General features: G+C 41.4%; 17 protein-coding genes and 1 tRNA gene. 11 read left to right on the forward strand and 7 right to left on the reverse strand.

Translation table 11 applies throughout. The features are described 5' to 3' along the window. Positions 1-87 precede the first annotated feature (87 nt). Both HWN40_RS05910 and engB read left to right on the forward strand, forming a co-directional pair. Positions 88-1,086, forward strand: a complete 999-nt coding sequence (locus tag HWN40_RS05910) for a DHHA1 domain-containing protein (RefSeq protein WP_176964869.1) — start codon at positions 88-90, stop codon at positions 1,084-1,086. After that, complete coding sequence (gene engB / locus HWN40_RS05915; RefSeq protein ID WP_176964870.1) at positions 1,086-1,712, forward strand: GTP-binding protein EngB; 627 nt, start codon at positions 1,086-1,088, stop codon at positions 1,710-1,712. Before HWN40_RS05910 ends, engB begins: the two co-directional genes overlap by 1 nt. A gap of 1 nt (position 1,713) precedes the next feature. Here the strand turns inward: engB and HWN40_RS05920 are convergent, their stop codons facing one another. Genes HWN40_RS05920 through HWN40_RS05930 form a run of 3 tightly spaced genes read right to left on the reverse strand, consistent with a single transcriptional unit; the run spans position 1,714 to position 3,895 of the window. Beyond that, a complete protein-coding gene (locus HWN40_RS05920; protein WP_176964871.1) occupies positions 1,714-2,337 on the reverse strand; it encodes a TatD family nuclease-associated radical SAM protein in 624 nt (207 codons plus the stop codon). Between the two features lie 16 nt (positions 2,338-2,353). Beyond that, positions 2,354-2,704, reverse strand: a complete 351-nt coding sequence (locus HWN40_RS05925; protein ID WP_176964872.1) for a gamma-glutamylcyclotransferase family protein — start codon at positions 2,702-2,704, stop codon at positions 2,354-2,356. Then, positions 2,705-3,895: a geranylgeranyl reductase family protein gene (locus HWN40_RS05930; protein WP_176964873.1), complete on the reverse strand. Its 1,191-nt coding sequence runs from the start codon at positions 3,893-3,895 to the stop codon at positions 2,705-2,707. A gap of 180 nt (positions 3,896-4,075) precedes the next feature. On the opposite strand from HWN40_RS05930, the gene HWN40_RS05935 reads away from it, so the two are divergent. The 3 genes from HWN40_RS05935 (at position 4,076) to HWN40_RS05945 (ending at position 5,864) form a co-directional block, all read left to right on the forward strand. Then, positions 4,076-4,822 (forward strand): hypothetical protein, encoded by a 747-nt coding sequence (locus HWN40_RS05935; protein ID WP_176964874.1) that lies wholly within the window; start codon positions 4,076-4,078, stop codon positions 4,820-4,822. Between the two features lie 98 nt (positions 4,823-4,920). Further along, complete coding sequence (locus tag HWN40_RS05940) at positions 4,921-5,682, forward strand: peptidylprolyl isomerase (RefSeq protein ID WP_176964875.1); 762 nt, start codon at positions 4,921-4,923, stop codon at positions 5,680-5,682. Between the two features lie 96 nt (positions 5,683-5,778). After that, positions 5,779-5,864 (forward strand) — tRNA-Ser (locus HWN40_RS05945). A gap of 47 nt (positions 5,865-5,911) precedes the next feature. Here the strand turns inward: HWN40_RS05945 and HWN40_RS05950 are convergent. Beyond that, complete coding sequence (locus HWN40_RS05950) at positions 5,912-6,292, reverse strand: hypothetical protein (protein ID WP_176964876.1); 381 nt, start codon at positions 6,290-6,292, stop codon at positions 5,912-5,914. A gap of 252 nt (positions 6,293-6,544) precedes the next feature. Here HWN40_RS05950 and HWN40_RS05955 point away from each other — a divergent pair, with 252 nt between their 5' ends. The 3 genes from HWN40_RS05955 (at position 6,545) to HWN40_RS05965 (ending at position 8,185) form a co-directional block, all read left to right on the forward strand. Then, positions 6,545-7,363, forward strand: coding sequence for a HEAT repeat domain-containing protein (locus HWN40_RS05955; RefSeq protein ID WP_176964877.1), 819 nt, complete (start codon positions 6,545-6,547; stop codon positions 7,361-7,363). A 164-nt stretch (positions 7,364-7,527) separates the two neighbouring features. After that, complete coding sequence (locus tag HWN40_RS05960; protein WP_176964878.1) at positions 7,528-7,719, forward strand: hypothetical protein; 192 nt, start codon at positions 7,528-7,530, stop codon at positions 7,717-7,719. 235 nt (positions 7,720-7,954) lie between these two features. Beyond that, the gene (locus HWN40_RS05965; RefSeq protein WP_176964879.1) at positions 7,955-8,185 is read left to right on the forward strand and encodes a cytochrome b5 domain-containing protein; all 231 of its coding nucleotides are present in this window, start codon (positions 7,955-7,957) and stop codon (positions 8,183-8,185) included. 42 nt (positions 8,186-8,227) lie between these two features. Here HWN40_RS05965 and HWN40_RS05970 read toward each other — a convergent pair whose 3' ends face one another. From HWN40_RS05970 to HWN40_RS05980, 3 genes are all read right to left on the reverse strand, one after another. After that, positions 8,228-9,013: a helix-turn-helix transcriptional regulator gene (locus tag HWN40_RS05970; protein ID WP_176964880.1), complete on the reverse strand. Its 786-nt coding sequence runs from the start codon at positions 9,011-9,013 to the stop codon at positions 8,228-8,230. Between the two features lie 415 nt (positions 9,014-9,428). Next, entirely contained in the window at positions 9,429-9,788 is a 360-nt protein-coding gene (locus tag HWN40_RS05975) for a response regulator (protein ID WP_176964881.1), read from the reverse strand. Beyond that, positions 9,785-13,192: a PAS domain S-box protein gene (locus HWN40_RS05980; RefSeq protein ID WP_176964882.1), complete on the reverse strand. Its 3,408-nt coding sequence runs from the start codon at positions 13,190-13,192 to the stop codon at positions 9,785-9,787. The genes HWN40_RS05975 and HWN40_RS05980 overlap by 4 nt, the downstream gene beginning before the upstream one ends. 224 nt (positions 13,193-13,416) lie before the next feature. Here HWN40_RS05980 and HWN40_RS05985 point away from each other — a divergent pair, with 224 nt between their 5' ends. The 3 genes from HWN40_RS05985 (at position 13,417) to HWN40_RS05995 (ending at position 25,219) form a co-directional block, all read left to right on the forward strand. Beyond that, positions 13,417-17,202 (forward strand): lectin like domain-containing protein, encoded by a 3,786-nt coding sequence (locus HWN40_RS05985; protein ID WP_176964883.1) that lies wholly within the window; start codon positions 13,417-13,419, stop codon positions 17,200-17,202. Positions 17,203-17,398: 196 nt separating this feature from the next. After that, entirely contained in the window at positions 17,399-21,148 is a 3,750-nt protein-coding gene (locus tag HWN40_RS05990) for a lectin like domain-containing protein (RefSeq protein ID WP_176964884.1), read from the forward strand. 306 nt (positions 21,149-21,454) lie between these two features. After that, on the forward strand, positions 21,455-25,219 hold the full coding sequence (locus HWN40_RS05995) for a lectin like domain-containing protein (protein ID WP_176964885.1): 3,765 nt from the start codon (positions 21,455-21,457) through the stop codon (positions 25,217-25,219). Positions 25,220-25,279: the final 60 nt, after the last annotated feature.

Here is a 25,279-nt window from a genome sequence, read left to right on the forward strand (position 1 = left end):
AAAATAAGATTGCTTATATTGTTTCCCTGAATGAAATCTATTCTTTAAAAACATCAATCATTCTTAATTAAAAAAGGTAAGATCTGTATGAAAGGCCTGCACGGTTCCAGCAAAAGTGATTCTCTGATTCTGACACATGGTGATTCTGACGGTGTATGTTCCGGTGCTATTGCAAAAAGAGCTTATCCGGATTCGGATGTTTATTTTACATCTCCCGTGGGTATACTTGATGAGCTGGAGCTGGCTAATGGCTACAGCAATATAATCATCTGTGATATTGCAGTGGATGAGCGTGCATGTAAAAAACTGTACAGCAGGCTAGTTGAACTCTCTGAGATCTCGAATATAACCTATATCGACCATCACCCATTACCAAAAAAGTGCTGGGATGTCGACTGGCTGCACCATGATGTGAACGTCTGTTCTTCTGAGTTGACCTATAAGGTACTCGAGAACCGGCTTAACAGGGATATGCGCAGGGTGGCCATTTATGGTGCAATTGGTGATTATTATGACAATACACCTTCTGTTAAGGAATGGTTACATGACTGGGACAAGCGAAATCTTTTCTATCAGGCAGGTTCCCTTATCCAGGCCCTGATATATATGGGGCGCAATTATGATTTTAAACGTAAGCTGCTTGCTCCTCTCTCCCATGATGTTATCCCTTCGGAGATACCCGATCTGCCGGAGCTTGCAAAGGAAGGCTCTCGTCTGGAGGAGATGCTGCGCATCAGGGTCAAGAAACAGGTAAAATCACTTGATAACCTTGCATATGTGATCGACCCGAAAGGATATATGTCTAAATCGGCTATCTATGCTGCATCCTATGGCAGGAGAGGTGTCGGCATTGCAGCCGAGTATCGTTATAAGAAACAGGTCTACGATATGAGCCTGCGGTCAAGGAACGGCAAGGCTGATCTTAACCGGCTGTTGCGTAGCATAGCACCAAGGCACGGGGGTACGGGCGGAGGACATGCATCCGCAGCAGGTGCAAGGGTTCCCAAAGAATCCTTCATGGCATTTTTGCACGAACTGGACGCTGCCATAGGAAAGGAAGAGAGTAAGGAAACAAGTGAAAAATAATGGCAAAAAATAAAGACCTGACTGAAGGTGCGAATCTGGAAATAATATTTGTCGGCAGGTCCAATGTCGGCAAATCCTCACTAATAAGGAAACTTACCGGTCACAAAGTAAAGGTTGGAAAGCGTCCTGGTGTGACACTCATACCGACCCATGTACGCTTATCCGATCTGCTGGTCACTGATATGCCCGGCTTTGGTTTTATGAGTGGCATTAAAGAACGCAAGCAGGATATTGTGAAGGATAAGGTTGTAAGCTATATTGAAACAAATGCCGATCGTATACTGATGGCTGTTATGGTTGTAGATGGTCCTGTTTTTGTTGAAGTTGTGGAACGATGGGAATCACGTGATGAGATCCCGATCGATGTTGAGATGTTCGGTTTTCTCAGTGAGCTTGGTATCGATACCGTACTTGCCGTTAATAAGACTGATAAGGTAAAGGAAAAAGAGCTGGACCGGACCCTTGATGATATTGTTGAAAAGCTCGGTATCCTGCCTCCGTGGAGACAATGGATGGACATGATCGCCCCGATAAGTGCCAAGAAGGGACAGGTAAAACCATTAGTATCAATTATCAGGCAGCGGCTGCATGATGAAAAAAGGGACGATCTCTTCAAATATTTCTGAGTTATCGCACTCTAAAGCCTGCACCAAGATCTCTGGCAATCTTTTCGCATTTATCAATGTCAATTTCAGGCATTCCCACAACACTCATCCGGGTATCTAGGCCGGCTTCGATTGCTTCCTTTGTGAATTGAAGCATTGATCCGTAGGCACCTTTGAGGGACGGCTTGCATATTTCTTCATATTTTTCTTCGGACTCGGCGTTAAGGCTCACAGAGACCGCATCAAGACCTGCTTTTTTAAGTTCGGAAACAACGTCTGTCTCCGGATACATGAGCTGTGCATGGCCGTTTGTATCAAGTCGGACACGAACACCTCTTTCGTGGAGCCATCTGGTGATTGCAAGTACGACCTCAAGCCTGCAGGTCGGCTCACCCAGACCTGTGAATACGACTTCGTTATACTTTGACAGGTCGGTCTCTTCCAGTTCCCTGATAATCTCATCATAGTCCGGTTCTCTGGATAATCGGAGGTTATAACCGTAAACACCATCCGAGGATTCCCTTACACAGAAATAACAGTTAGCTGAACACTTATTGGTGATATTAAGATACAGGTTACCATGTGCTTCGTAGCCGATGGTCCCTCCTGAAAATCCGATCTCTGTATTTTCGTTGCTGTCAGACATTTTCCGGCTCCTGTATTTAATTTTCAGTCCAGACTCCGTTATCTATGATTCTTATATCCTTAAGATCGAAGGGATATTCTATGAGAAAATACATCTGTGCAGTAAAACCTGACTCAAGCTCCACTTCCTCTCTGGAATACCACTTACCTTCGTACATATCTATCTGTCTTAAAGTATTTGTATCCACGTCATAGATCTCTCCCTGTATCGGGGAAATCTTTTTGTCCTTTATTACTCCCGGGAACAGGTTCAGGTCTACCATTGCAAATTCATCCTGAGTTCTGGTCTCGCAGATAAATTCTGAGTTCTCAAGCAGTTCATGGCTTGGAAACCCTTTTTTGAGTGTGCCATAGACAAATACGTACATTCAGCTCAGACCTACGTTAAGTTTTAGCAGGCTTTTCTTCACGGCATCAGGTAACTGTCCGCATTGTATTGCTTTCATTTGCTCGGGTGAGATCATCCTGATAGCCGCACTCATGAGCCTGTCCGAGAGCATGAGCTTATCCATGAGCTTTCTGGTATAGACCGCAGTCTTGATCTCAAGTCCCATCTGCTCTCTCCAGCGCCTGTCATATTCCGTGAGCTTGCATTTCCCCTCAAGATGGTCCGCAGCGGTCTCTCCTGCTATCCTGCCGCCCACCATTGCTGTGGATATGCCTCCTCCGTTGGTGGCTATTATGTGTCCTGCCGCATCCCCTGCGATAACAGTATCCTTTGTGGCTGTAACCTTTGGTGCTCCTCCCACCGGGACAAGGCCTGCAACAACTGAAACTACGGATGCACCTTCCAGTTTTCCAGAGGCTATTGGGTGTTCGTACATGAATTTCTCGAGGTAGTCCCTGGCGCACATGTGTTGCTCAAACATGGCTTCACGGATACCTACGCCTATGTTTGCTGTATCTCCGCCCTGTGAAATGATCCAGGCGTATCCTCCGGGAACATAGTCCTTTCCGAAATACATCTCAACGGCTTCCCTGTCCACATCCACACCGCTTAATTCGTACTCAAAGGCCGTGCCTGTGCCCATGGGATCGGCATCCCTTAGCATATTATTGGCTTTTGCGACTATGGAATTGGGTCCGTCGGCTCCGATTATGATCTTTGCCTTTACGTCAAACTCCCCGAATGCTCCGTCCATTAAAAGCTCGGTTCCATCCACTTCGAGGACGTTTGTTCCCACAAGAAGCTGTGCACCGGCCTTTCCCGCAAGTCTGGCAAGGTGTTTATCAAAACGTCTCCTGTCGATGGCATCGGCGTTGACATGGAAACCTTTTGACATCCCGTCGGGTGCTATGAAACGCTGATAAGATGTGCTTGTGTGGATACAGGATCCTGGTATTTCTTCCAGAGTGTATGGCAGCTCGGCATTTGGCACAAGCTCCCTGAGGGTCTCATAATGGGGTAGGAAACCACCGCACTGGAGCGGTGTTCCAATGTCTTTTTTCTTGTCGATAAGCAGGACGGACATGCCTCTCTGGGCTGCGTACATTGCTGCCGTGGAGCCGGCGGGTCCTGCTCCGACAACTATTATATCATAGGAATTATCAGGTATCATATTGAGTAAATGTGCACTTTTAAGTGCAATGGTGATCGTTAATTATTCTGTGCACGGTGCCACGCATTTTAGAACATGTTCAATTTCCTGTGGCAGGCTCTCATGCATTACGCTTATCACAAACCACATTCTATTAGATATATCTAACTATTATTCACCCATCATCAGGTGAGATTCTATATGGTATACGAACATCGGAATAACGTATGGATAGTACGTGCCGGGCGCAACGTGGGTCGTGAAAAGCTCTTCTTTGAGAAAGGTGTGATCTCCCTTGATCTGAATCTGCAGCTTCTGGACTATTTTGCCGAGGATCTGGAGGAGTTCAGGAACCTGCCTCATAATCACAAGCAGTATCATTTCCTGGGGGAGAAATACATGGATTTTGACCGCAGGTTCAGGAAAGAATTTGATGATGCTGTCAAGAATCTTGATCACTCCGAGGAGGACCAGCGTCCGGAGGTTGTGAGGAAGATGCGAAGCCTCAACCGCAAACTGAAAAATTTCGATGAGGAAATAAGACAGTTCTCTGCAACCATGCAGAAGTTCGATGAATTCGAGAAAATGGAGTTCATTAAGGAAATGGTGGCAGCAAAACTTGCAACTCTGGATCATACCGTACTTGACCGCTGGGCACAGGAGATATACCATTTTGTGAGCGGCATGCGGCCTCATGATACTGTGGTGCTTCCCGTGGAAAGCGAAGGGATCGCCTATGTTGGCAGGGTCCGGGAGAACTACAAGTACAGGGAAGGCTTCGGGGATCTGAGTCACTATATGAGAATTATATGGTCCGACGATAAGGTTCCCTTTTCGGATTTCTGTCCTGAGTTTACGGAGATGCTGGAATCCGACTCACAGCTCATCCTTGTCAAGGGTGAATGCAGGGATTCCATTCTCGATATTGCTTCGAATGTATACTTCTGATCGTCTTTTACTGGCAAAAGGTTCTTAAAGACATATGAGTATAGCGTGCAGGTAATTCTACTCATAAATAGTGACAGATTCAAATAGAGTTGATCGATTTGGCAATTGAGAAAGGCGATTTCATAAAGATACAATACACTGGAAAGTTCAATGAAGGCATGGTCTTCGATACAACCGATGAAGAGGTTGCGAAGGAAAACGGCATCTACACTCCCCGTGGCGTTTACGGCGGAGATGTGGTGGTTGTAGGCTCCGGCCAGACCATCAAGGGTCTTGATGAGGATTTCGAGGGTAAGGAAGAAGGATACTCCGGCAGTATCACAGTCCCTGCTGAGAAGGCATTCGGACCACACAACCCTGCACTTGTTGAAACCCTTTCAGTTACAAAGCTCAAGGACCAGCTCAAGGACCAGAAACCATACCCGGGGATGGGTATAGAGCTTAACGGCAAGCGTGGTGTCATTATTCAGGTGATCGGCCGCAGAGTACGTGTAGATTTCAACCATGCCCTTGCAGGCAAGGAAGTCGAGTACGAGTACACCATCGAGAAGAAGCTCGAGGACAATGTGGAAAAGGTAAAAGGTCTTATCGCACTCTACACAGGCATTGAGGACATCGAGACAGAAGTCACTGAAGATCTTATCCAGATCTACACCCCGATAGAGCTCAGCTTCAACCAGAGATGGCTTGTAAGCAAGGTCAATATCGCAAACGAACTTATCGAGAGGCTCGGCATTCCGAACCTGGAGTACATCGAAAGACACCCATACGTACCACCAGAGGAAGAAGCAGCCGCAGCAGCACCTGTTGAGGAAGAATCCGAAGCAGAAGCCGAAGAAGCAGAACAGAGCGAGGAATAATCCCCTCGTTCCCACATCCTTTACGACTACTCAACACCGTTTTTGAGTCAAAAACCTTATATCCAAGCGTGCTGTTTAGGTAAATCCATCCAATATGCTGAGGTAGCCAAGCGGACTACGGCGCCGGTCTTGAAAACCGGTAGTGCTGACGCGCTACGGGAGTTCGAATCTCCCCCTCAGCGCTTTTCTACTGATTTTTTTGAGAAATGATATCTTGTAGTAGCTATACTCACTTTAAAAAAGTACAAGGCAAGTTTGACATTAAACAAATGTCTATTTTTTCACTGAATGTACGGTCAGCCCATGTGAATACACTATTAACAGCACATGAGTAGTTCTGTCCAACTGGATTATTATCAAAAAATGATAAGCAAGTCGTGCCACCAATCAAAAGAACGAGACCCAGAAAGCCTGCTCCTATTGAGTACATCATTGCATCTTCATTTTGAAGCATCAGGCTGAAGACAAAACCCAAAAACGCACCAACTATCAATATTATTCCCAAGGTAACTGCAATCTTTGCAAGTATCCAGATAGCTACAAAAACAAGTACTAGAACTATAACTACTTTTGCCATAAAAGAACTGAGGTCAACCCCGTCTTGTGCCATAAAATTCACCTCATCTTATTCATGAGAATCTTTCAGATTTATTAAGTTGGAACCGGCTCACAAATAAGTATCTTTGATAAGTAACAATTATATTTATAATATATATTGTTTCTCAATTTGTTTGCTCAGTTCTCCATATGTCATAGGTAGAATACAAATTACTTTTTATAAAAATTGAAGAAATTCGTTTTAAATAAAGAATATAGTTTGTTTATTAAAAAAGATTAAATAGTTCTCTGTTTAATTCACCACATGAAAATCTACTCCGCGCTACTAATTCTAAGTTTTGTCCTGATCACGCTATCCGGCTGCATCGAAGATAATTCCGCAGATCCCACAATAAACAATCTGGACAGCGAAAATGAAAGTGTCAGAAATGCTGCAATGGACAGACTTGTGGAAACTGGTGATGAAGGAACAGTGGAGGCACTGATTCAGCTAGCCGGGGATGAGGACAGGACAGTTGAAGAACGCAAGAATGCAGTTACTGTTCTCGGTAAAATAGGTGAAGAAAGCCCGGCAGAAGTATTGTTAAACATTTCAATGGACGAAGGTGAAGAAAAAGAACTTAGGATGGCTTCAATCCTTGCTCTCGGGGAGATTGGGAATGAAAGCATGATTAAGCCTCTCAGAGGTCTGGATTATGATGGTGACGGGCTGCTCCGATATCATGCTGTCTATGTTCTCGATCAATTAGGGACGAATAATGAAGTTTATGCAACTTACGGAGAGCTCCCGTATCCATTGAGCGAAGAACAGAGGCTTTACAGGAACAATGTTAACGAAATAAAAGATGCCTGCCGAGCAGATGGCACATTTCCGGTGGTTGATAATGCGACCTGTGTCCTTGTTGGGTATAACTACCAGAGCGGCTACATAGAGGTATCTAGTGATGTAAAGCCCGAAAAGTCGGAAATGGATGAGATCTATCAGTTATATGACTCAGAAGCACAGAAAAGAGGAGTTGATCAGGTCCCTGTGAGATTTGTTTACGGGTATGTATCTCCACTGGAAGGTGAGTGGTATAATATGTCAGATCTTGATGATTTTAATGTCACAGGCACTTTATAGATTCATCATAGAATCTTTCCCACCCTAAAATGAATCAATAAAAAAATTAAGCTTTTTTCCCAAATGGGACTATATAGTATGCAGACATATTACCTATACAAACACTGTAGTGTGTTAAAAAGGGGGTTAAGAAACTGAACTACGAATTAGACGAAATCAGAAAAATGGACAGTGCTGATATTATGGTCGAAATGAGAAACATTGTCCAGGGGAATAATAAGGACGATCCGGTAGCCCATTCTGACATGGCAAAGATGTATATAGTCATGGCACAGCGCAAAGGTATTGACCCACGAGCAACACTCAGATCACATGGTATGCTCGAATACGCTGAGAAGTTCGGGTGGTTACTGTAAAATCCGCCGGGAAGATGAATAAAATCACTTCCCATTAATTGCCCTTTTAATCTGTTCTTATTCTCTATCCAAATCCAGGCGTATGATTCATTTTTTAAGAATTTCTGCTCTTTAGCTAACAGGGAAAGGCTGAAAATGATAGATTGTGTCTTTATTTATATTATTTTTGTAAGTGGCGAACACAATGCTAATCAACCAAGACCCGTATATAAATTTGTTAAAGGGAGTGTAACACATGAAGGAATTTACAATAGAAGAGCTTTCGCAATATGATGGAAAGCAGATGGATAAAATCTATGTCGTTCACGATGGAAAGGTGTATGATGTGACCGATAGCATCTCATGGGACATTGGAGAGCATTATGGACATGAAGGTGGTCTTGACCTTACCGAGCAGATGGATGAGGCTCCGCATACAGATGATGTCTTTGAGGATTTTGAGGTCGTCGGAACATTGAAAGATTGATCCACAACCGGACTTTCTATTAAGAACAACTGCTGAGACTGATTAAATTTCGCTTATCAGAGTTGAATCTTTGAGGTAATGATCAAAGAGTTCCTTTCCCCATTTAATCGCATGGGGATTGCAACAAACAGCCTGTTTGTAATCGTATGATCCGTCTTCTGTCAATAATCTCAGAATTATACAATCGTCATTGAGTGCAAACGAGAACAGTTTGATATCACTTTGATATAGGTAATATCTGACCCTGCCACTATCGATGAACCTCTTTACTCTTTCACTGTGTTCTTCCCTGAGCTTTTGATACAGCTCATTGGTGATGATTATATGTATATTCATATCGCTTTCAATAAACTGAGATATAAGAGGTGGGATATCAGGATGGGTGAAAGTGAAAATAAAGTACAGATCCTTTGATGTGCTGCACATCTCAATGAAGTCCTTGTTTATCTCGTAAAGATTAACAAGACTGGGTTTCACTATGCTGCATGAGCTTAGTTCATGTATCCTTTCCAAGAGGAAAGGAGGACAAAAATCCATATTCCTTTTTCCCCAATAGTCAATATCAGTATCCAGGATGTCAACAGTACCCAGAAGTGGTTTCATTTTACTTACTATAAGCTTCCCGATGCTGGTTAATTCATAACTGTCTTCATAATGAATAACAAGATAACTGTTTTCAAGTATTTTTATTTGGGGAAGCAGTGCCTGTCTGTTTGTATTCAGATTTTTGAGCAACTCAGCTGTTTCAAGGGGGCCGTTTTGAAGCAGTAAGAGCATATTCTTTCTCTTTTCAGACCTGAACAAAACATCCAGCAACCGGGTATCCATGAACGCACGCTCTTATGTTTACTATAGCAGTTACATATAAGTTGGACTTAATAATACTTATATAGAACTCTGACTTATTATAATAATTTCCAAGCTATGAAAAATCAGCAGCCATTGCAAGTCAGTCAGAGGAAAGTCATTCAGGCGAAAATCATGCGGTTTACAATATTAAAACCATAAAAAAAGAGCATCAGCAAAAGATAACTTAAAACCAGATACAGAAGGTTTTTTTGCTTGCTTTTGATACCCACTTTGAACATATATTCCTATACGGAAGCTAACTATATAAATTTGTCTACAGAATAATTTATTTAGCTTTATGTTTTAAATAAATGATAATGTAGTTTTGCTTTAAAGCAAAGATGTTACATCTTTAATTAAAATACAATTTTAATGTTGCCAATTCTCTTCAGGATTACAGAAAGCTTGCCACAGTTTCACTGAATTCATGAGTACTGAAAGGTTTTGCTATATATCCGGAACAACCAGCTTCAAGGAACTTTTCCTTATCTCCTGTCATTGCATTGGCAGTCAGGGCAACCACCGGGATATCTTTTATCTTTTCCTTGTTTTTGATCAGTCCGAGCAATTCCAGCCCGTCCATGCCCGGTAACTGAATATCCAGTAATATAAGGTCAAACTCTTTGTTCCCCAGCTGCTGGAGTGCCTGCTCTGCATTCATTGCCTTTGAAACCTCATATCCGTCATATTCAAGGAGACATACCGTAAGCTCCATGTTAATCGGACTATCCTCTACAACAAGTATACTCTTCATAAGATCTCACTATCCATGCTTACTTTTTCCTCACATGTAGTATCTGCTATTGTAAATGTGAAAGTGCTTCCTGTCCCCTCTTCACTTTCAACATTTATCTCACCCTCATGCATTTCAACAAACTGTTTAACCAGAGTAAGTCCCAGGCCTGTGCCTCCATGCTTTCTTTTATTCGATGAATCAACTTGGGTGAACGGATCGAATATATCACTAAGCCTGTGCTCAGGTATACCTATTCCGGAATCTGTGATCGATACAGAGACTTTTTTATCGATTCTTTCTGCAGCAACAAAAACTTCACCGTTCTCGGGTGTAAACTTGATGGCATTGCTTAGAAGATTGTACATGATCTGCTTGAACTTAACCCGGTCTGCAAATATATCATCAGTGGTAATATTGTTCTCTATCTTAAGATCTACATTCTTCCTCATTGCCATTGGAGTCATCAGTGTCCTGATCTCTTCAAACATTGCTGATACTGAGAAATATTCGCATTCAAGCTTCATCTTTCCGGCTTCGACCTTCGAGAGATCGAGAATGTCATTGATCAACTCAAGAAGATGCTCGCCGCTTTTGTTAATATGATCTATGAACCGATATTGTTTTTCATTCAGATCTCCTGCCATTTTAGTATTCAGCATATCCGAAAACCCTATAATAGCTGTAAGGGGTGTGCGAAGTTCATGGCTCATGTTTGCCAGGAATTCTGATTTTATCCTGCTGTTCTCCTCAGCCATCATCTTTGCTTCAATGAGTGAATGCTCTGCTTTTTTCTTCTCAGTTATATCGCTTGCAAAAACAAGATTGGTATTTTCTGGAAGCCGGGTAGCATCACATTTCAGCCAGCGCTTTGTTCCATTCTTTTTTCTGAATATCACTTCACTTGAACTGAAGCCGTTTTCTTTGAGTTCCCTGAATATCTTCTTTGAGCGGTGAAGGAATTCCGGCTCAACCATTTCAGTAAGCTTAGCTCCAACTAACTCTTTTTCCGAGTAACCCGTAAGGATAGAAGCTGTTCTGTTAACCTCCATACAGTTTCCTGTTTCATCAACAATAAAAATGCCATGTGGGGCATTTTCAATATAGCTTCTGAATTTTCTTTCACCCTCTCTTAATGCGTTATCTGCCTTTTTACGATCACTTATATCATGATAGTTCAACAAGATTCCTTTTATGGAAGGTTCATGAAGGAGGTTTCTGGCAGTAAATTCTATCCACTTATACGTACCATCTTTACACAGATACCTTGTCTCAGCAGTTATTTCAATATCTGTTTCCTCTGTTAAATTCCGCACTACTTCTTGTGCTTTTTTCAGATCTTCCGGGTGAATGTTCTGCCAGGTGGATATGCCCACGACTTCTTCAGGTTTCCATCCGAACCATTTCTCAATATTGGGACTTTTATATCTGTTAATTCCATTTTCATCTATTATGGCAATAACATCTGAAATATTCGCTATCATGGCGCTGAGCTTTGCTTCACTTTCACGAAGTGCCTTTTCAGCCTCTTTGCGCTTGCTTATGTCACGGACCATTGCCAGTATCAGTTTCTCGTTTCCGAAATAAACACAACTTGTAGTAAGTTCAATGGGATAGATGGTGCCGTTTTTATGGAAGTGCTTTGCTTCCAGTGTTACAGGTTCTCCGGGAGACCACCGGGACCATTGTTGCAATATATCATCTTTATCAAATTCCTCTGGTAGGAAACTAAGTACATTCATGCCCAATAGTTCTTCTCTGGAATATCCGGACTGCACAACCGCTTCATCATTTACATCAAGTATATTTCCTTCCAGATCATGCAGATAGATTCCCTCTGCTGACTGATTGAATAATGATCGGTATTTCCTTTCACTTTCCCGAAGTTCTTCCTCTGCCTGTTTCTGAGAGGTGATGTCCCAGTTTGTGCCGATCATTCTCAAAGACTTCCCGGATTCGTCACGTTGGACAACAGCAAGGGCGCGAATATTGCGAACGTTTCCGTCAGGCCAGAGAACACGGAATTCAGTATCGAATTCTTTCTCGCCGCTTAGTGCCATCTGTATCTCGGAATCACATCTTTCAAGGTCACCCGGATGTAGCCCTGATCTCCAGGCTTCATAAGCACCACTGAATTGATCCTGATTTATGCCATAAAGGCGGAACATCTGTTCATCCCAGACAAGAGTGTTATTTACAATATCATAATCCCAGATCCCCACACCTCCTGCTCTTGTTGCTAATGCAAGCCTGTCACTGGCTTGTTTCAGGGCTTCTTCTGTTTTTTTTCTTTCTGTAATATCCCTGAATTCTACAACTCTGACCTCTTTTCCTTTATACGGGATATTCTTTGCTTCAAGTTGTAAAGGATACTCCGTACCGTCTTTGCGAAGACCTGTGACCGTATAAGCTTTTTCGAAACCCGAAAGTATATTGTGCATAACTGTGTCGCGTGAACTTTCGGCTATTAGCAGCAAACCATCCATTCCGATAAGCTCGTTCATTGTATAACCGGATATGTCTGAAAGTCCCTGATTACAATCCAGAATGATTCCTTTGTCATGAATCGCAATTCCGCCAAATGACGCATTGTGCAATCTTCTGAAGCGCTCTTCACTCTCCTTTAGTTCGTTTTTGGCTTTCTGGCGCAAAATACTCTCGCCTATGCCGTCAGCGACAATCCTGAGGAGATTTATATCATCTTCATGCCACTGACGTGCTTGTTCACAGTCATCAAAACCTATGAAGCCCCAGAGTTCCTGTCCTGTGTAAATTGGAATGATAAGTACCGAAAGAATTCCCTGTTCCGAAAGGATTGTCCTTTCCGGCCCATCAAGTTCGGCCACGATATGTACATAAGCCTGTTTTACCTGCAGAGTTGCAAGAAGTGTCGGTGATCCCTCGCTGTAGGGGAGGTGTTTGAGAAGAGGATTATCTATTTCCCTGGAAATTCCGTCTGCTACAACTTCATGGGTCTGTGACATACAGATTCCCAGATCGGGGTCATCTTCATTCCGGAAGATATAGGACCTGCTGCTACCGACAGTCCGGTGGATTGTTTCCAGGATATTCGGGATTACATCATCAACATCATTTGTCTCAAGCAAAATGCGCATGCAATCAACAGTTGCAAGTTCATAGTCCAGTCTTCTTTTTAGTTCCCTTTCAGTTTCAACAAGAGCTTCTTGAGATTCATCCAGTGCTTTTACACGGGGCTTGAAATATACTAAAAAAAGGGCTCCTGTGAAAAGAATAAAAGCCCAACCTTTGTATGTTTGCAGTCGGCTGTATGTTTCCATATCGGAAACGAATTGAATTAAGATACTGTCGGAGAAGAGAACCCAGATGCTGGCCAGAACTATGTATATGACTATAAATTTCAATACAATTTTAGTACCTCTGTCAAAAACAGAAGTTGAATCCATCGTTTAATCCTCTCCGGTCACCCGTTTTCTAAAAACAATCTTTCATCCTTTTTTAGAATCAATTGTTCATTTTATCTGATGTATCTTATCTTTTATAAAATATCTTATCTAAAACACCTAATTTTGGTTTTACACATTGTAAAACTTAAATTGCTGATTCTCACACAATTAATATATAACTAAATATTATATTATTATCCAGAACCATCGAATGAGGAATAAGTGTGAAAACGATACTGAAGTTAAGTCTCTTTGTGCTTGCATCAATTTGCATATTAATAAGCACCCCATCCTTTGCATTGGCAGAGGATTATGAAAATGACAGTTATTTGAGCAATGACAACTTCAGCAATGTTTCACCTGATAACCAGTTCTCTACGGTCCCCATAAACCCTGCATTTATCGAATATCAGAAAGAACTTGAAGAAAACAGCGAAAAGCAGTCAAATGTGGATAATCGATTCAGTATTAACACCTTTGAGACAGATTTCGATAATCATTTTCCTCCTGAAATTTCAAACGATATGCAGGACATTCAGTCCCCGGAAGGAATAATTCATCCATCCGGCCTTAAGCCATCGCCTATAGATTTTTCCTACATTTCTCCGGTGGATATGAAAGAATTACTTACCAGCGATGAGTATGGCGATATGCCATCCTCGATGTCAATGAGTACTCTTCTTGAGGAGTCCTATTCTACCCAATATGATCTGCGGGAGAAAGGTGGTGTGACAGGAGTACGTGATCAGGCATTTGCAGGAACTTGCTGGGCACATGCATCATTGGCTTCACTGGAATCATATCTGATGCATAACAGGTCCGAAGAATGGGATTTTTCTGAAAATCACGTTAAGAATGCACTGGTATCATCCTACCAGGATGGTTTTGATCGCCCGACTCACGATGACGGTGGAAATGACCTTATGACACTCGCATATCTTGCAAGATGGGATGGTCCTGTTACCGAGTCCGATGATCCCTATGATGACCTGTCACCTGTTTCATCCTCTGACACGGTTGTTGCAAAACATGTTCAGGAAGCACTGATGCTTCCGATGGTAAATCATTCAGATGATCTGTTCAAATGGGCAATAACAAACTATGGTGCCATTACGGTTGCCATGCATGATGATAGTTCCAGATATTTCAACAAAGAGAACAATACATATTATTGCTATGAAGAAGGCAAACCTTTGACTCACGCAGTATGTCTGGCTGGCTGGGACGACAATTTTGACAGGAACAGGTTCACTCCGGCAGCGCCGGGTGATGGAGCATACATAATCAAGAATTCTTGGGGTGACAACTGGGGTGATGCCGGATACTTCTATATTTCATACTACGATACGGCACTGGGTACTTCCAATAATATGGAAGGCGATGGTGGTCAGAATGTATATACCACAAATTTCGTGATCACTGCTGAGAATGTCAGCAACTATGATCGCATCTACCAGTACGATCCACTGGGCTGGTGTTCAAACCTGGGCTATAACAACAGCACTGTCACAGGAGCAAATATCTTCACGGCAGAATCAAATGAAACCCTGGAAGCTGTAAGTTTCTATACAGTTGATTCTAATTCATTCTACAATATCTCAATCTATCTTGACCCCGAAAATGGTCCGATCACCGTTTCCGGTCCTGTATCAGTAAAGAACGGAAGCATGCCACTGGCAGGCTACCATACTGTGGATCTTGATACCAATGTGTCGCTCTCGGAAGGCCAGAATTTCTCGGTAGTAATAGCTTTCACAACTCCCGCTTATAATTATCCACTAGCTATCGAAAAAGCTATATCCGGACATAGCAGCAATGCCCATGCCGAAAAAGGACAAAGTTATCTAAGAGTCAATGAAACCACATGGGAAGATATTTCGCAAAACGGTACGAATGTATGTATCAAAGCTTTCACAAAAGAAGATAAAGAGCCTGAATCAAGATTCGTAGCTGATAAAAGGTACGTCCATGTGAACGAACCTGTTAATTTCCATGATGCAAGTCTTTTCTCACCGGAGTCATGGGAATGGGATTTCGGGGATAATTCCACATCAACAGAACAGGATCCTTCTCATTTCTATACCAGTACAGGAATCTACAACGTTTCTCTGAATGCATCAAATGAATTTGGTAGCAATAGTAAAAAACGGACTTCCTTCATTCAGGTGCTGAATACCACGATCAATGTCAACAGCAGCGGGAATGCAGACTTTACAAACATCCAGGATGCCATTGTTGCAGCATCTGAAGGTGATACCATCATCGTTGAACCGGGGACATATACCGAGAGGCTTAGTTTCAGGAAGGATAATCTAACTCTCAGATCATCTACAGGCAATCCTGCGGATGTAAAGATAATTTCTTCAAATCCTGATGATACTGATAAGCTTAACTTTGCAGTCTTTATAATGGGGGATAATGTCACATTTCAGGGTGTTACGGTTTCAGGAGGTTACTATGGTATACTTCTTCAGCTATCGAATAATTGCAGTATTAACGATTGCATGCTAACTAACAATTATTTGAGCGGGCTGTTCATTGGTGGTTCATATAACAACAGTATTCTAAATTGCACTACCTATAACAATACAGCAGGTGGATTATACCTCACGGATTCAGCTAATAATTATTTCGCAAACAATTCAATGTTCGGGAATAGTGTTAACTGCGTGCTGATTTCACAAAAAGACATCATAGATATCAGTAATACGGTTGAAGGTAAGCCTATTTACTATCTTTCGGGCTTATCGGACATGGTGATAGATAAGGATTCCAATGCCGGATTGGTTCATCTTATCGATTGCTCGAATATCACGGTAAAAGATATCGAAGTGGAAAAGAACTACTATGGTACATATCTTTACAATACTAGCAATAGCACTATCAAAAACAGCACATATAGTAAAAACTTCCGTGGTATTTATCTGGATTATTCCACAAACAACACGGTTTCAAACTGTACTTCAGACAGTAATAGAAATTACGGTATTGCACTGATCGAATCCAGCTATAATCTCATCTATAACAATTATTTCAATAATACTGATAATGTCCTGATCTCAGGCATTCTCTCCAATCAATGGAACATTTCGATGACTTCAGGTACTAATATCATTGGTGGAGACTATATTGGAGGTAATTACTGGGCAAAACCTGACGGCACTGGCTGGAGCCAGGTTAACCCTTCAACAGGGGATGGGTTCTGCGAGCCTTACACTTTGACTGCTTGTAATATTGACAATCTCCCACTAACAACTAATGATGAAATATCTTTGGCTGACGGAAACAATGCAAATGATAATTCTGGCAGTCAGAGTGAGAATGACGGAGTAAACATTCGAAAAAGTAATCCGGTACTCTACGGTGCTAATGTCGTTTCAGTAGTTTCGGATATGCAGTTTATCGGCAAGGAATCTGAAGTGAATTATGAATTCACTGATAAGGAAAATCCCGTTACTCATATACGTCTTCAGGCAAAGACAACTGAAGGATATGTAGTTGCAGATGTAAGCAGGCTGGATGGTCCTCACAAAGGTCTTTCCGAACAACCCTCCGGTAAGGTCTACCAGAATCTGGAAATCACTCTTGGAGATGAATCACTTTCATTCTCAGATTTCATAGATGAAGCTGTAATAGGTTTCAACGTACCGATAAAGTGGATCGAGTATAATGGTATTGATGCGGATACAATTCGCCTGGAGCACTATTCTGAAGGAAGATGGGAAACACTTCCGACCACAAAGGTAGATGAAGCTGATGGAATATTTTACTTTGAGGCTGTAACAACCGGCTTCTCGCCATTTTCCATCTGTGCCGATACGGTTTCAAACAGTAATGAAAAAATAGAAGTATCCCTGTCAGGTGACGATGATATAAATAGCAAAAATGAAGGTAGTGGATCTAACAGTGAAAGCAAGAAAATCGGAATGAATTCTTTCATGTTCATGCTTTTTATGCTGTTCATCATTGCAGTTTTTGCATATGTTAAGTATCAGAAGCGGGATAGATGAACAACTATCCCTTTTTCAGTTTTGGATAGAAAATCACTGGTAACTCTAGTTAAAAAACTTAATCAGTAGCGAGTTTTATGCAAAATCTAATTATATAATCTAGTTTTATATAATGTATGTTGCATCAATGAGGGATACAGTGAAAACGTTGTTGAAGTTGACAGTTTTTATGTTCGTGGCATTTTTTTTCATTTTAATGAATACTGCAACTTGTATGGCACAGCCTGATTCAGGAGATGAGTTGCTTGCAGTAACTAACTCAGATGTCAACTCCAGCAAAGATCAATCATCTCCTCAATTTTTTATTGCACCCGTTAATCCTGCATTCGTTGAGTACCAGAAAGAACTTGAAGAGAGTCAGGGTGAACAATCTTCCGAAAATAGGCAATTGAATACTTTGTCCTACGACGTTCTTAATAAATCTATCAATCATGAAGATCAGGTACTATCGAATAATGCCAGCGTTCTGCTTGATCCACAGATTGCGGATGATCCGACTTATAAATCGGGTCTCCAGCCTTCTCCAATAGATTTTTCCTATTTGTCTCCTGTTGACATTGATCAGTTACTGGCTGACGAAAATTATCCCATGGCATTTTCCACAGCAGGTATTGAACCAGCCGCTGAAACTTTCCCTTCACGCTTTGACCTTCGCGAACAGGGTGGTGTGACAGGAGTACGTGATCAGGCATTTGCAGGAACTTGTTGGGCACATGGCTCCCTTGGTTCATTGGAATCATACCTCCTATATAGTAATTCAGAGAACTGGGATTTTTCTGAAAATCACATGAAGAATACATTGGTATCTTCCTATCAGGATGGTTTTGATCAGTCCTCTCCTGATGAAGGTGGCACCTCTCTGAAAGCGCTCGCATATTTTGCAAGGTGGGACGGCCCGGTCACCGAGTCCGATGATCCTTACAACGATCTGTCACCCGCTTCATCCTCTGACGTGGTCGTTGCAAAACATGTTCAGGAAACCTTAATACTTCCTTCTTTGAATCAATCGTTTGATCTCTATAAGTGGATAATAATGAACTATGGAGCTGTTTCAATAGCCATGTATGAGGACGACGATCACTTTTATAACGAAGAAAACAGCACTTACTATTTTTATGAAGAAAGTCTACCATTGACACATGGTATAACGCTGGTTGGCTGGGATGATGATTTTGACAGGAACAGGTTCACTCCGGCAGCTCCGGGAGATGGAGCATACATAATCAAGAATTCCTGGGGGGATAACTGGGGAGAAGAAGGTTATTTCTATATTTCATATTATGATACATCGGTAGGTATCACTGAATTTAAAAATAAAAAGTCATATGCACCGATGAGTAATTTCCTGTTCACGGCAGAAAACATCAGCAACTATGATCATATCTATCAGTATGATCCGCTTGGATGGAGTTCAAACATTGGAATAGGCACCAACACAGTAATAGGAGCCAATATCTTCACAGCAGAATCAGACGAAACGCTTGAAGCTGTGAGTTTCTATACAACTGACTCCAACTCTTTCTACAACATTTCTATCTACCTGGATCCAGAAGATGGTCCGATCAATACTTCCGGTCCTGTAAGTGTGAAAAATGGAAGCGAAGCTTTTGCAGGATATCACACCGTAAACCTTGATACTGATATTTCACTTTCTGCCGGCCAGAATTTTTCCGTTGTTATCTTTTTCACAACACCTGAGTACACTTATCCTGTTGCAATTGAATCTCCACTATCAGGCTATAGTAGTATCAATATACGTTCTGAACCTGGTCAGAGTTATGCCAGTGCTGATGGTGTGGAATGGACAGACCTGTCACTATATAATTCAAATGTATGTATCAAAGCCTTTACCACAGAGGATAGAGGACCCGAAGCAGGTTTTGTTGCTGACAAGAGGTATGTCCATGTGAATGAACCCGTTAATTTCCATGATGCAAGTCTTTTCTCGCCCGAATCATGGGAATGGGATTTCGGAAACAATTCCACGTCAACTGAACAGAATCCTTCACACACCTATTCCAGTACGGGAATATACAATGTTTCTCTGAATACATCAAATGAATTTGGCAGTAATGTCACAACAAGAAGTTCCTTTATCCAGGTACTGAATACAACGATCACTGTAAACAGCAGCGGAAATGCTGACTTCACGCACATTCAGGATGCCATTGTTGCAGCATCTGAAGGTGATACTATAATTGTTGAACCTGGAACATATACCGAAAGGCTCAGTTTCAGGAAAGATAATCTCACTCTCAGGTCATCCACAGGCAATCCTGCAGATGTAAATATAATTTCCTCAAACCCTGACAAAAATGATCCTTCCAACTTTGCTGTCTTTATGATGGCAGATAATATTACTCTCCAGGGTGTTACGGTTTCAGGCGGTTACTATGGGGTATTTCCCCAGCTATCGAATAATTGTAGTATCATCGATTGCAGGATGGTCAATAATTCTTTATCCGGTTTGTTCATTTATGATTCATACAATAACACTATTCTAAATTGCACTATGGATAACAACACAGCCGGATTATACATATCAGATTCAGCTAATAATTATTTCGTAAACAATTCAATGTTTGGGAATATACGTAACTGCGCACTGATTTCACATAAAGATATTATTGATACCAGTAACACAGTTGAAGGCAAACCTATTTACTACCTTTCGGGAGTATCGGATGTGGTAATAGATCGGGATTCGAACGCCGGACTGGTGCACCTTGCTGATTGTTCAAATATTACAGTAAAAGATATCGACGTGGAAAAAAACTTCTATGGTATATATCTCCACAATACTAGCAATAGTAAGATCATAAACAGTACGTCTTCTAAAAACATCCGTGGTGTTCATCTGGAGTATTCCACAAACAATACAGTCTTCAATTGTTCTTTAGAAAACAGTTCTAGCTACGGAATCTCACTTACTGAAAGTAATGATAACCTAATCTATAACAATTATTTCAATAGTGATGATAACGTTCTGATCTCAGGCACTCTCTCCAATCGGTGGAACATTCCAGTGACTCCGGGTCGCAATATAATTGGTGGAGATTACATTGGAGGTAATTACTGGGCAAAACCAGACGGAACCGGCTGGAGCCAGGTAAATTCTTCTATTGGCGATGGGTTCTGTCATCCTTATAATTTAAGTGCTGACGGCTCTAACACTGATCACCTTCCACTTACACTTAATACTGATCCGCTTTCAGGTAGCGAGAACAATGCTAATGTTGACTCTGTCAGCCAGGGTGATGGTGAAGGAGTAAACATCCGCAGGACCACTCTCGCTTTTTACGATAGCAATATCATCTCAGTAGAATCTGATATGAGATTTATTGGTCAGGGTACTGAAGTGAACTATGAGTTCAATGAAAAAGAAAATCCAGTCACACATATACGTTTTCAGGCGAAGACAACTGAAGGATATGTAGTAGCGGATGTAAGCAGACTGGATGGTCCTCATGAAGGTACTTACAGCCAGCCTTCAGGTCATGTATATCAGAATCTGGAGATTACTTTGGGAGATACGGGTCTTGGATCATCCGGTTTCATGGATGAGGCTGTAATTGGTTTCAATGTTCCCGGAGACTGGATGGAGTCAAATAACATCGATGAGAGCACTATTCGTCTGGAACATTATACAAACGATAGATGGGAAAAGCTTTCAACCGAAAAGGTCCGTGAAAGTGATGGGCTACTTTATTTCGAAGCTGTAACAAAAGGTTTTTCGCCATTTGCTATTTGTGCAGATACAGTTGAAATGAGTGATGAAATAGACGTATCCCTGTCCGGTGACAATGGCCTGAAACCCCAAAGTGAAGATAAAGAAATCAAAAACGGCAGCAGATATGGTAATATTTATGCTTTGTCGTTCCTGCTATTTATTGTGTTCATCTCTTCGGTTCTAATCTATCGCCGATACAGAAAACAGGATGAATGAGTTAAGGATTTTATTTCGGTTTTTTGATAAAAGCTAAATTCTTACAATTTTTATTCGCAGTTGGTTCATGAAAAAGAAGATGTCATTCGGAATTAAAAATATATAATTTGATATTATATTATCTATGTTCTGTTAATGAGGGATTATGTGAAAACGGTATTGAAATTTAATTGTTTTTTACTAATAGTCATCTGTTTAATTCTGATTGCTACTCCATCAGTTATAGCACAATCAGTTCCAGCAGATGAAGAGATTACAGGTGCTGGTTCAGATATCAACCTCAGTACAGACCCTTCGGAACTACAATTGCATGCTGCACCCCTCAATTCTGCTTTTATTGAATATCAGAACGAACTTAAAGAAGATCAGCCTGAACAATTGTACTCATTTTCACATAACCTTACTCCTGAATCTGTCGATCATGAAGAGTGGGCACTACTGACCAATAATAATAGCCTTTATGAAGTTCAGATATCAGACGATAATGTATATCCTTCGGGACTTCATCCCTCTCCTGTAGACCTTTCCTATCTCTCTCCCGTCAATATGGAAGAATTACTGGCAGATGGGAAATATGGCGATATGCCTTCTTCAATGGCAATAAGTACTCTTTCAGAGGAAATCTATCCTTCCCGGTATGATCTGAGGGACGAGGGAACTGTCACGGAAGTAAAGTTTCAGGGAACCGCCGGTAGTTGCTGGGCTCATGCATCGCTTGCTTCACTTGAATCATTCCTGCTAAGAAAGAATTCTGAGTACCGGGACTTTTCCGAGAACAATCTTAAAAACAGGTTAGTGATCTATGAACCGGATGGTTTTGACCGTATCTCTCATGATGCATGGGGAGCCAGTCTTCCGGCTGTTGCATATCTTGCCAGATGGGATGGTCCGGTTACCGAGTCAGATGATCCCTACAACGATATATCACCCATTTCATCCTCTGAGGCTGTTGTAGCGAAACACGTTCAGGAAGTCTTAATCCTGCCGGATCTAAATCACTCTGATGACCTTTTCAAATGGGCGATAAGCAACTATGGTGCAATTACAGTAGCCATGCACGAAGATAGTGATTTTTTAAACAAAGATAATAATACATATTATTGCTACGAAGAGGATGTAGAACGAAACCATGCTGTAAGTCTTGTTGGCTGGGATGATGATTTTGACAGGAACAGTTTTACTCCTGATGCACCGGGAGACGGTGCATACATAATCAAGAATTCCTGGAGTGATAACTGGGGTGAAGATGGATACTTCTATATCTCCTATTATGATTCAATTCTGGGAAATAACGGTGCTCTTTACAGCAATGGTCCATATTTGATGAATACTGTGATCACTGCAGAAAATGTCAGCAACTATGACAATATCTACCAGTACGACCCTTTTGGATGGTGTCTCAACTACGGTTATGGTTATGGCTATACTACAGCAACAGCAGCCAATATTTTCAAAGCAGCATCGAATGAAACCCTTGAAGCTGTAAGTTTCTATACAGTTGATTCAAATTCATTTTACAATATCTCAATCTACCTTGATCCTGAAAATGGTCCGATCAATTTTTCCGGTCCGGTGTCAGTGAAGAACGGAAGTATGCCAATAGCGGGTTATCACACTGTGGATCTTGATACCAATTTTTCACTCTCAACAGGTCAGAATTTTTCGGTTGTCATCACTTTCACAACACCGGAATATGACTATCCTGTAGCAGTTGAAACTAATATTCCCACTTATAGCAGCAATGCATATGCAGAGGCAGGAGAAAGCTATCTCAGCTTTGATGGAATCACATGGACAGATGTTTCTGAACAAGGTATGAATATATGCATTAAGGCTTTCACAAAAGAAGATAAAGAGCCTGAAGCAAGCTTTGTTGCAGGCAAAAGGTATGTTCATGTGGACGATCCGATTTATTTTTATGATGCGAGTCGTTTCTCACCTGACTTCTGGCAATGGGATTTCGGGGATAATTCCACATCAACAGTACAGCATCCTTCCCACTCCTATGCAGAACCGGGGTTATACAATGTTTCCCTGAATGCATCAAATGGCTTTGGTAACAATATTACAACAAGAAAATCATTCATCCAGGTGTTGAATACCACGATCACAGTCAACAGTAGCGGAAATGCTGATTTTACTACTATTCGGGATGCTCTGACTGCAGCTTCGGAAGGAGATTCTATAATAGTCGAACCCGGGACCTACTATGAGCAGCTAAGGATCGCCAAGGACAATATCACTCTCAGGTCATCCACAAATAATCCTGCAGATGTAAGGATTATATCTTCAAACTCTAACCACACTGAGAAAGAGAATTATGCAGTCTATTTAACGGCAGATAATGTAACTTTCCAGGGTTTTACGGTTTCAGGTGCTTATCGAGGTATCTATCTTTCTGATTCAAACGAGTGTAATATAAGTGACAGCATGGTTTCAGGCTGTTACCAGGGAATGAGATTATCCAATTCGAATCTGTGCAATATAAGTAACAGCAGTTTTTCCGGTTGCTATGTAGGGATACATCTCTCTGATTCTGAAGATTGTAGCATTATTGACTGCATTACGGATAATAACCTTTACACCGGCCTGTACATTTATGAATCGTTTAACAACAGTATTCTGAATTGTACAATCGAGGACAATACAGATTATGGTTTGCAGTTGTGGTATTCGGAGAACAACAGTTTTGCGAACAATTCAATTTCAGGAAGCATCTATAATTGCCTGCTCTATTCACATAACAATGTTATCGATACCAGCAATACTGTGGAAGGTAAGCCGATTTATTATCTCTCTGGAGTATCAGACATCGTTATAGATAGGGATTCGAATGCCGGATTGGTGCATCTCATCGATTGCTCTAATATCACGGTAAAAGATACCGAAATTCAAAATAACTTCTACGGCATCCATTTTTACAATACTACTAAAAGTACTATCGCAAACTGTACGCTAAGTACCAATGCAGATGCCATCTATCTTTTTGCTTCACACAACAATACAATATACAATTCCACACTAGCCAATAGTATCCACTACGGAATTTCATTAAGAGAAAGTAATGATAACCTTATTTATAACAACCTTTTGAACAGCAGCCATAATTTCAAAATCTCAGGTATTCTGCACAATCAATGGAATATCTCAGTGACGTCAGGAACCAATATCATTGGTGGAGATTATATTGGTGGTAATTACTGGGCAAAACCCAACGGAACCGGGTGGAGTCAGGTCAATACTTCTATTGGCGATGGATTCTGTCTGCCTTATAATTTGAGTGCTGACGGCTCTAACATCGATTATCTTCCGTTAACATCTAATGCTGAATTACCGTCGAGTAGTGAAAATTCGGGTACAGTAGATATTGATGAGGATGATGGTGTACATTTAAGAAGAAACAACTACAAACTAGCCGAAGCAAATATTGTTTTGAAAGATTCTGATATACGGTTTGTAAGTAGGGACACTGAAGTAAGATATGAATTCACCGATGAGGCCAATCCGGTAAACCAGATACGCTTTGAGGCAAAGACCACAGAAGGCTATGTAGTGGCTGATGTGAGCAAACTGGATAGTCCTCATGAAGGTCTCTCCGGAAAACCCTCAGGTGAGGTCTACCAGAATCTTGAGATTACAGTCGGTGATGAGAAACTCGGATCATCGGATTTCATGGAAGAGGCTGTAATAGGTTTTAGTGTATCGATAGAGTGGATCGAGTCGCATGATATTGATGTTGATACGATTCGCCTGGAACACTATTCTGGTGATATGTGGGAAAAATTACCCACAACTAAGGTCGGTGAAGATACTGGCAGAATGTATTTCGAATCAAAGACGACATCTTTCTCACCTTTTGCAATCTGTGCTGATACAACTGCTATGCCAGATGAAACATCTATGGAACTGTCATTTACCGAAGGTGCCGATTCGAAGACAATACCGGATAAAGGAGATAAATATCCCTTCGGAACTCACACAAAGGATAACTACCGACTGCTTCCAGTCTTTGTATTCATTGTACTTGCGTTATCGTTACTTGTCTATTATCGGCATAAAAAAAATAGTTAATTTCAATTTAATGAAAATTTAATTGCCATGGCGAGTAACTGCGCAGAATATTAATCTGAC

It is taken from the genome of Methanolobus zinderi (assembly GCF_013388255.1).
Taxonomy (GTDB): domain Archaea; phylum Halobacteriota; class Methanosarcinia; order Methanosarcinales; family Methanosarcinaceae; genus Methanolobus; species Methanolobus zinderi.

Excerpts from the sequence above, each read along its gene's own strand:
- HWN40_RS05910 (WP_176964869.1), top strand. The coding sequence starts at position 88 with ATGAAAGGCCTGCACGGTTCCAGCAAAAGTGATTCTCTGATTCTGACA.
- engB (WP_176964870.1), top strand. The coding sequence starts at position 1,086 with ATGGCAAAAAATAAAGACCTGACTGAAGGTGCGAATCTGGAAATAATA.
- HWN40_RS05920 (WP_176964871.1), bottom strand. The coding sequence starts at position 2,337 with ATGTCTGACAGCAACGAAAATACAGAGATCGGATTTTCAGGAGGGACC.
- HWN40_RS05925 (WP_176964872.1), bottom strand. The coding sequence starts at position 2,704 with ATGTACGTATTTGTCTATGGCACACTCAAAAAAGGGTTTCCAAGCCAT.
- HWN40_RS05930 (WP_176964873.1), bottom strand. The coding sequence starts at position 3,895 with ATGATACCTGATAATTCCTATGATATAATAGTTGTCGGAGCAGGACCC.
- HWN40_RS05935 (WP_176964874.1), top strand. The coding sequence starts at position 4,076 with ATGGTATACGAACATCGGAATAACGTATGGATAGTACGTGCCGGGCGC.
- HWN40_RS05950 (WP_176964876.1), bottom strand. The coding sequence starts at position 6,292 with ATGGCACAAGACGGGGTTGACCTCAGTTCTTTTATGGCAAAAGTAGTT.
- HWN40_RS05955 (WP_176964877.1), top strand. The coding sequence starts at position 6,545 with ATGAAAATCTACTCCGCGCTACTAATTCTAAGTTTTGTCCTGATCACG.
- HWN40_RS05960 (WP_176964878.1), top strand. The coding sequence starts at position 7,528 with ATGGACAGTGCTGATATTATGGTCGAAATGAGAAACATTGTCCAGGGG.
- HWN40_RS05965 (WP_176964879.1), top strand. The coding sequence starts at position 7,955 with ATGAAGGAATTTACAATAGAAGAGCTTTCGCAATATGATGGAAAGCAG.
- HWN40_RS05970 (WP_176964880.1), bottom strand. The coding sequence starts at position 9,013 with ATGGATACCCGGTTGCTGGATGTTTTGTTCAGGTCTGAAAAGAGAAAG.
- HWN40_RS05975 (WP_176964881.1), bottom strand. The coding sequence starts at position 9,788 with ATGAAGAGTATACTTGTTGTAGAGGATAGTCCGATTAACATGGAGCTT.
- HWN40_RS05980 (WP_176964882.1), bottom strand. The coding sequence starts at position 13,192 with ATGGATTCAACTTCTGTTTTTGACAGAGGTACTAAAATTGTATTGAAA.
- HWN40_RS05990 (WP_176964884.1), top strand. The coding sequence starts at position 17,399 with ATGAATACTGCAACTTGTATGGCACAGCCTGATTCAGGAGATGAGTTG.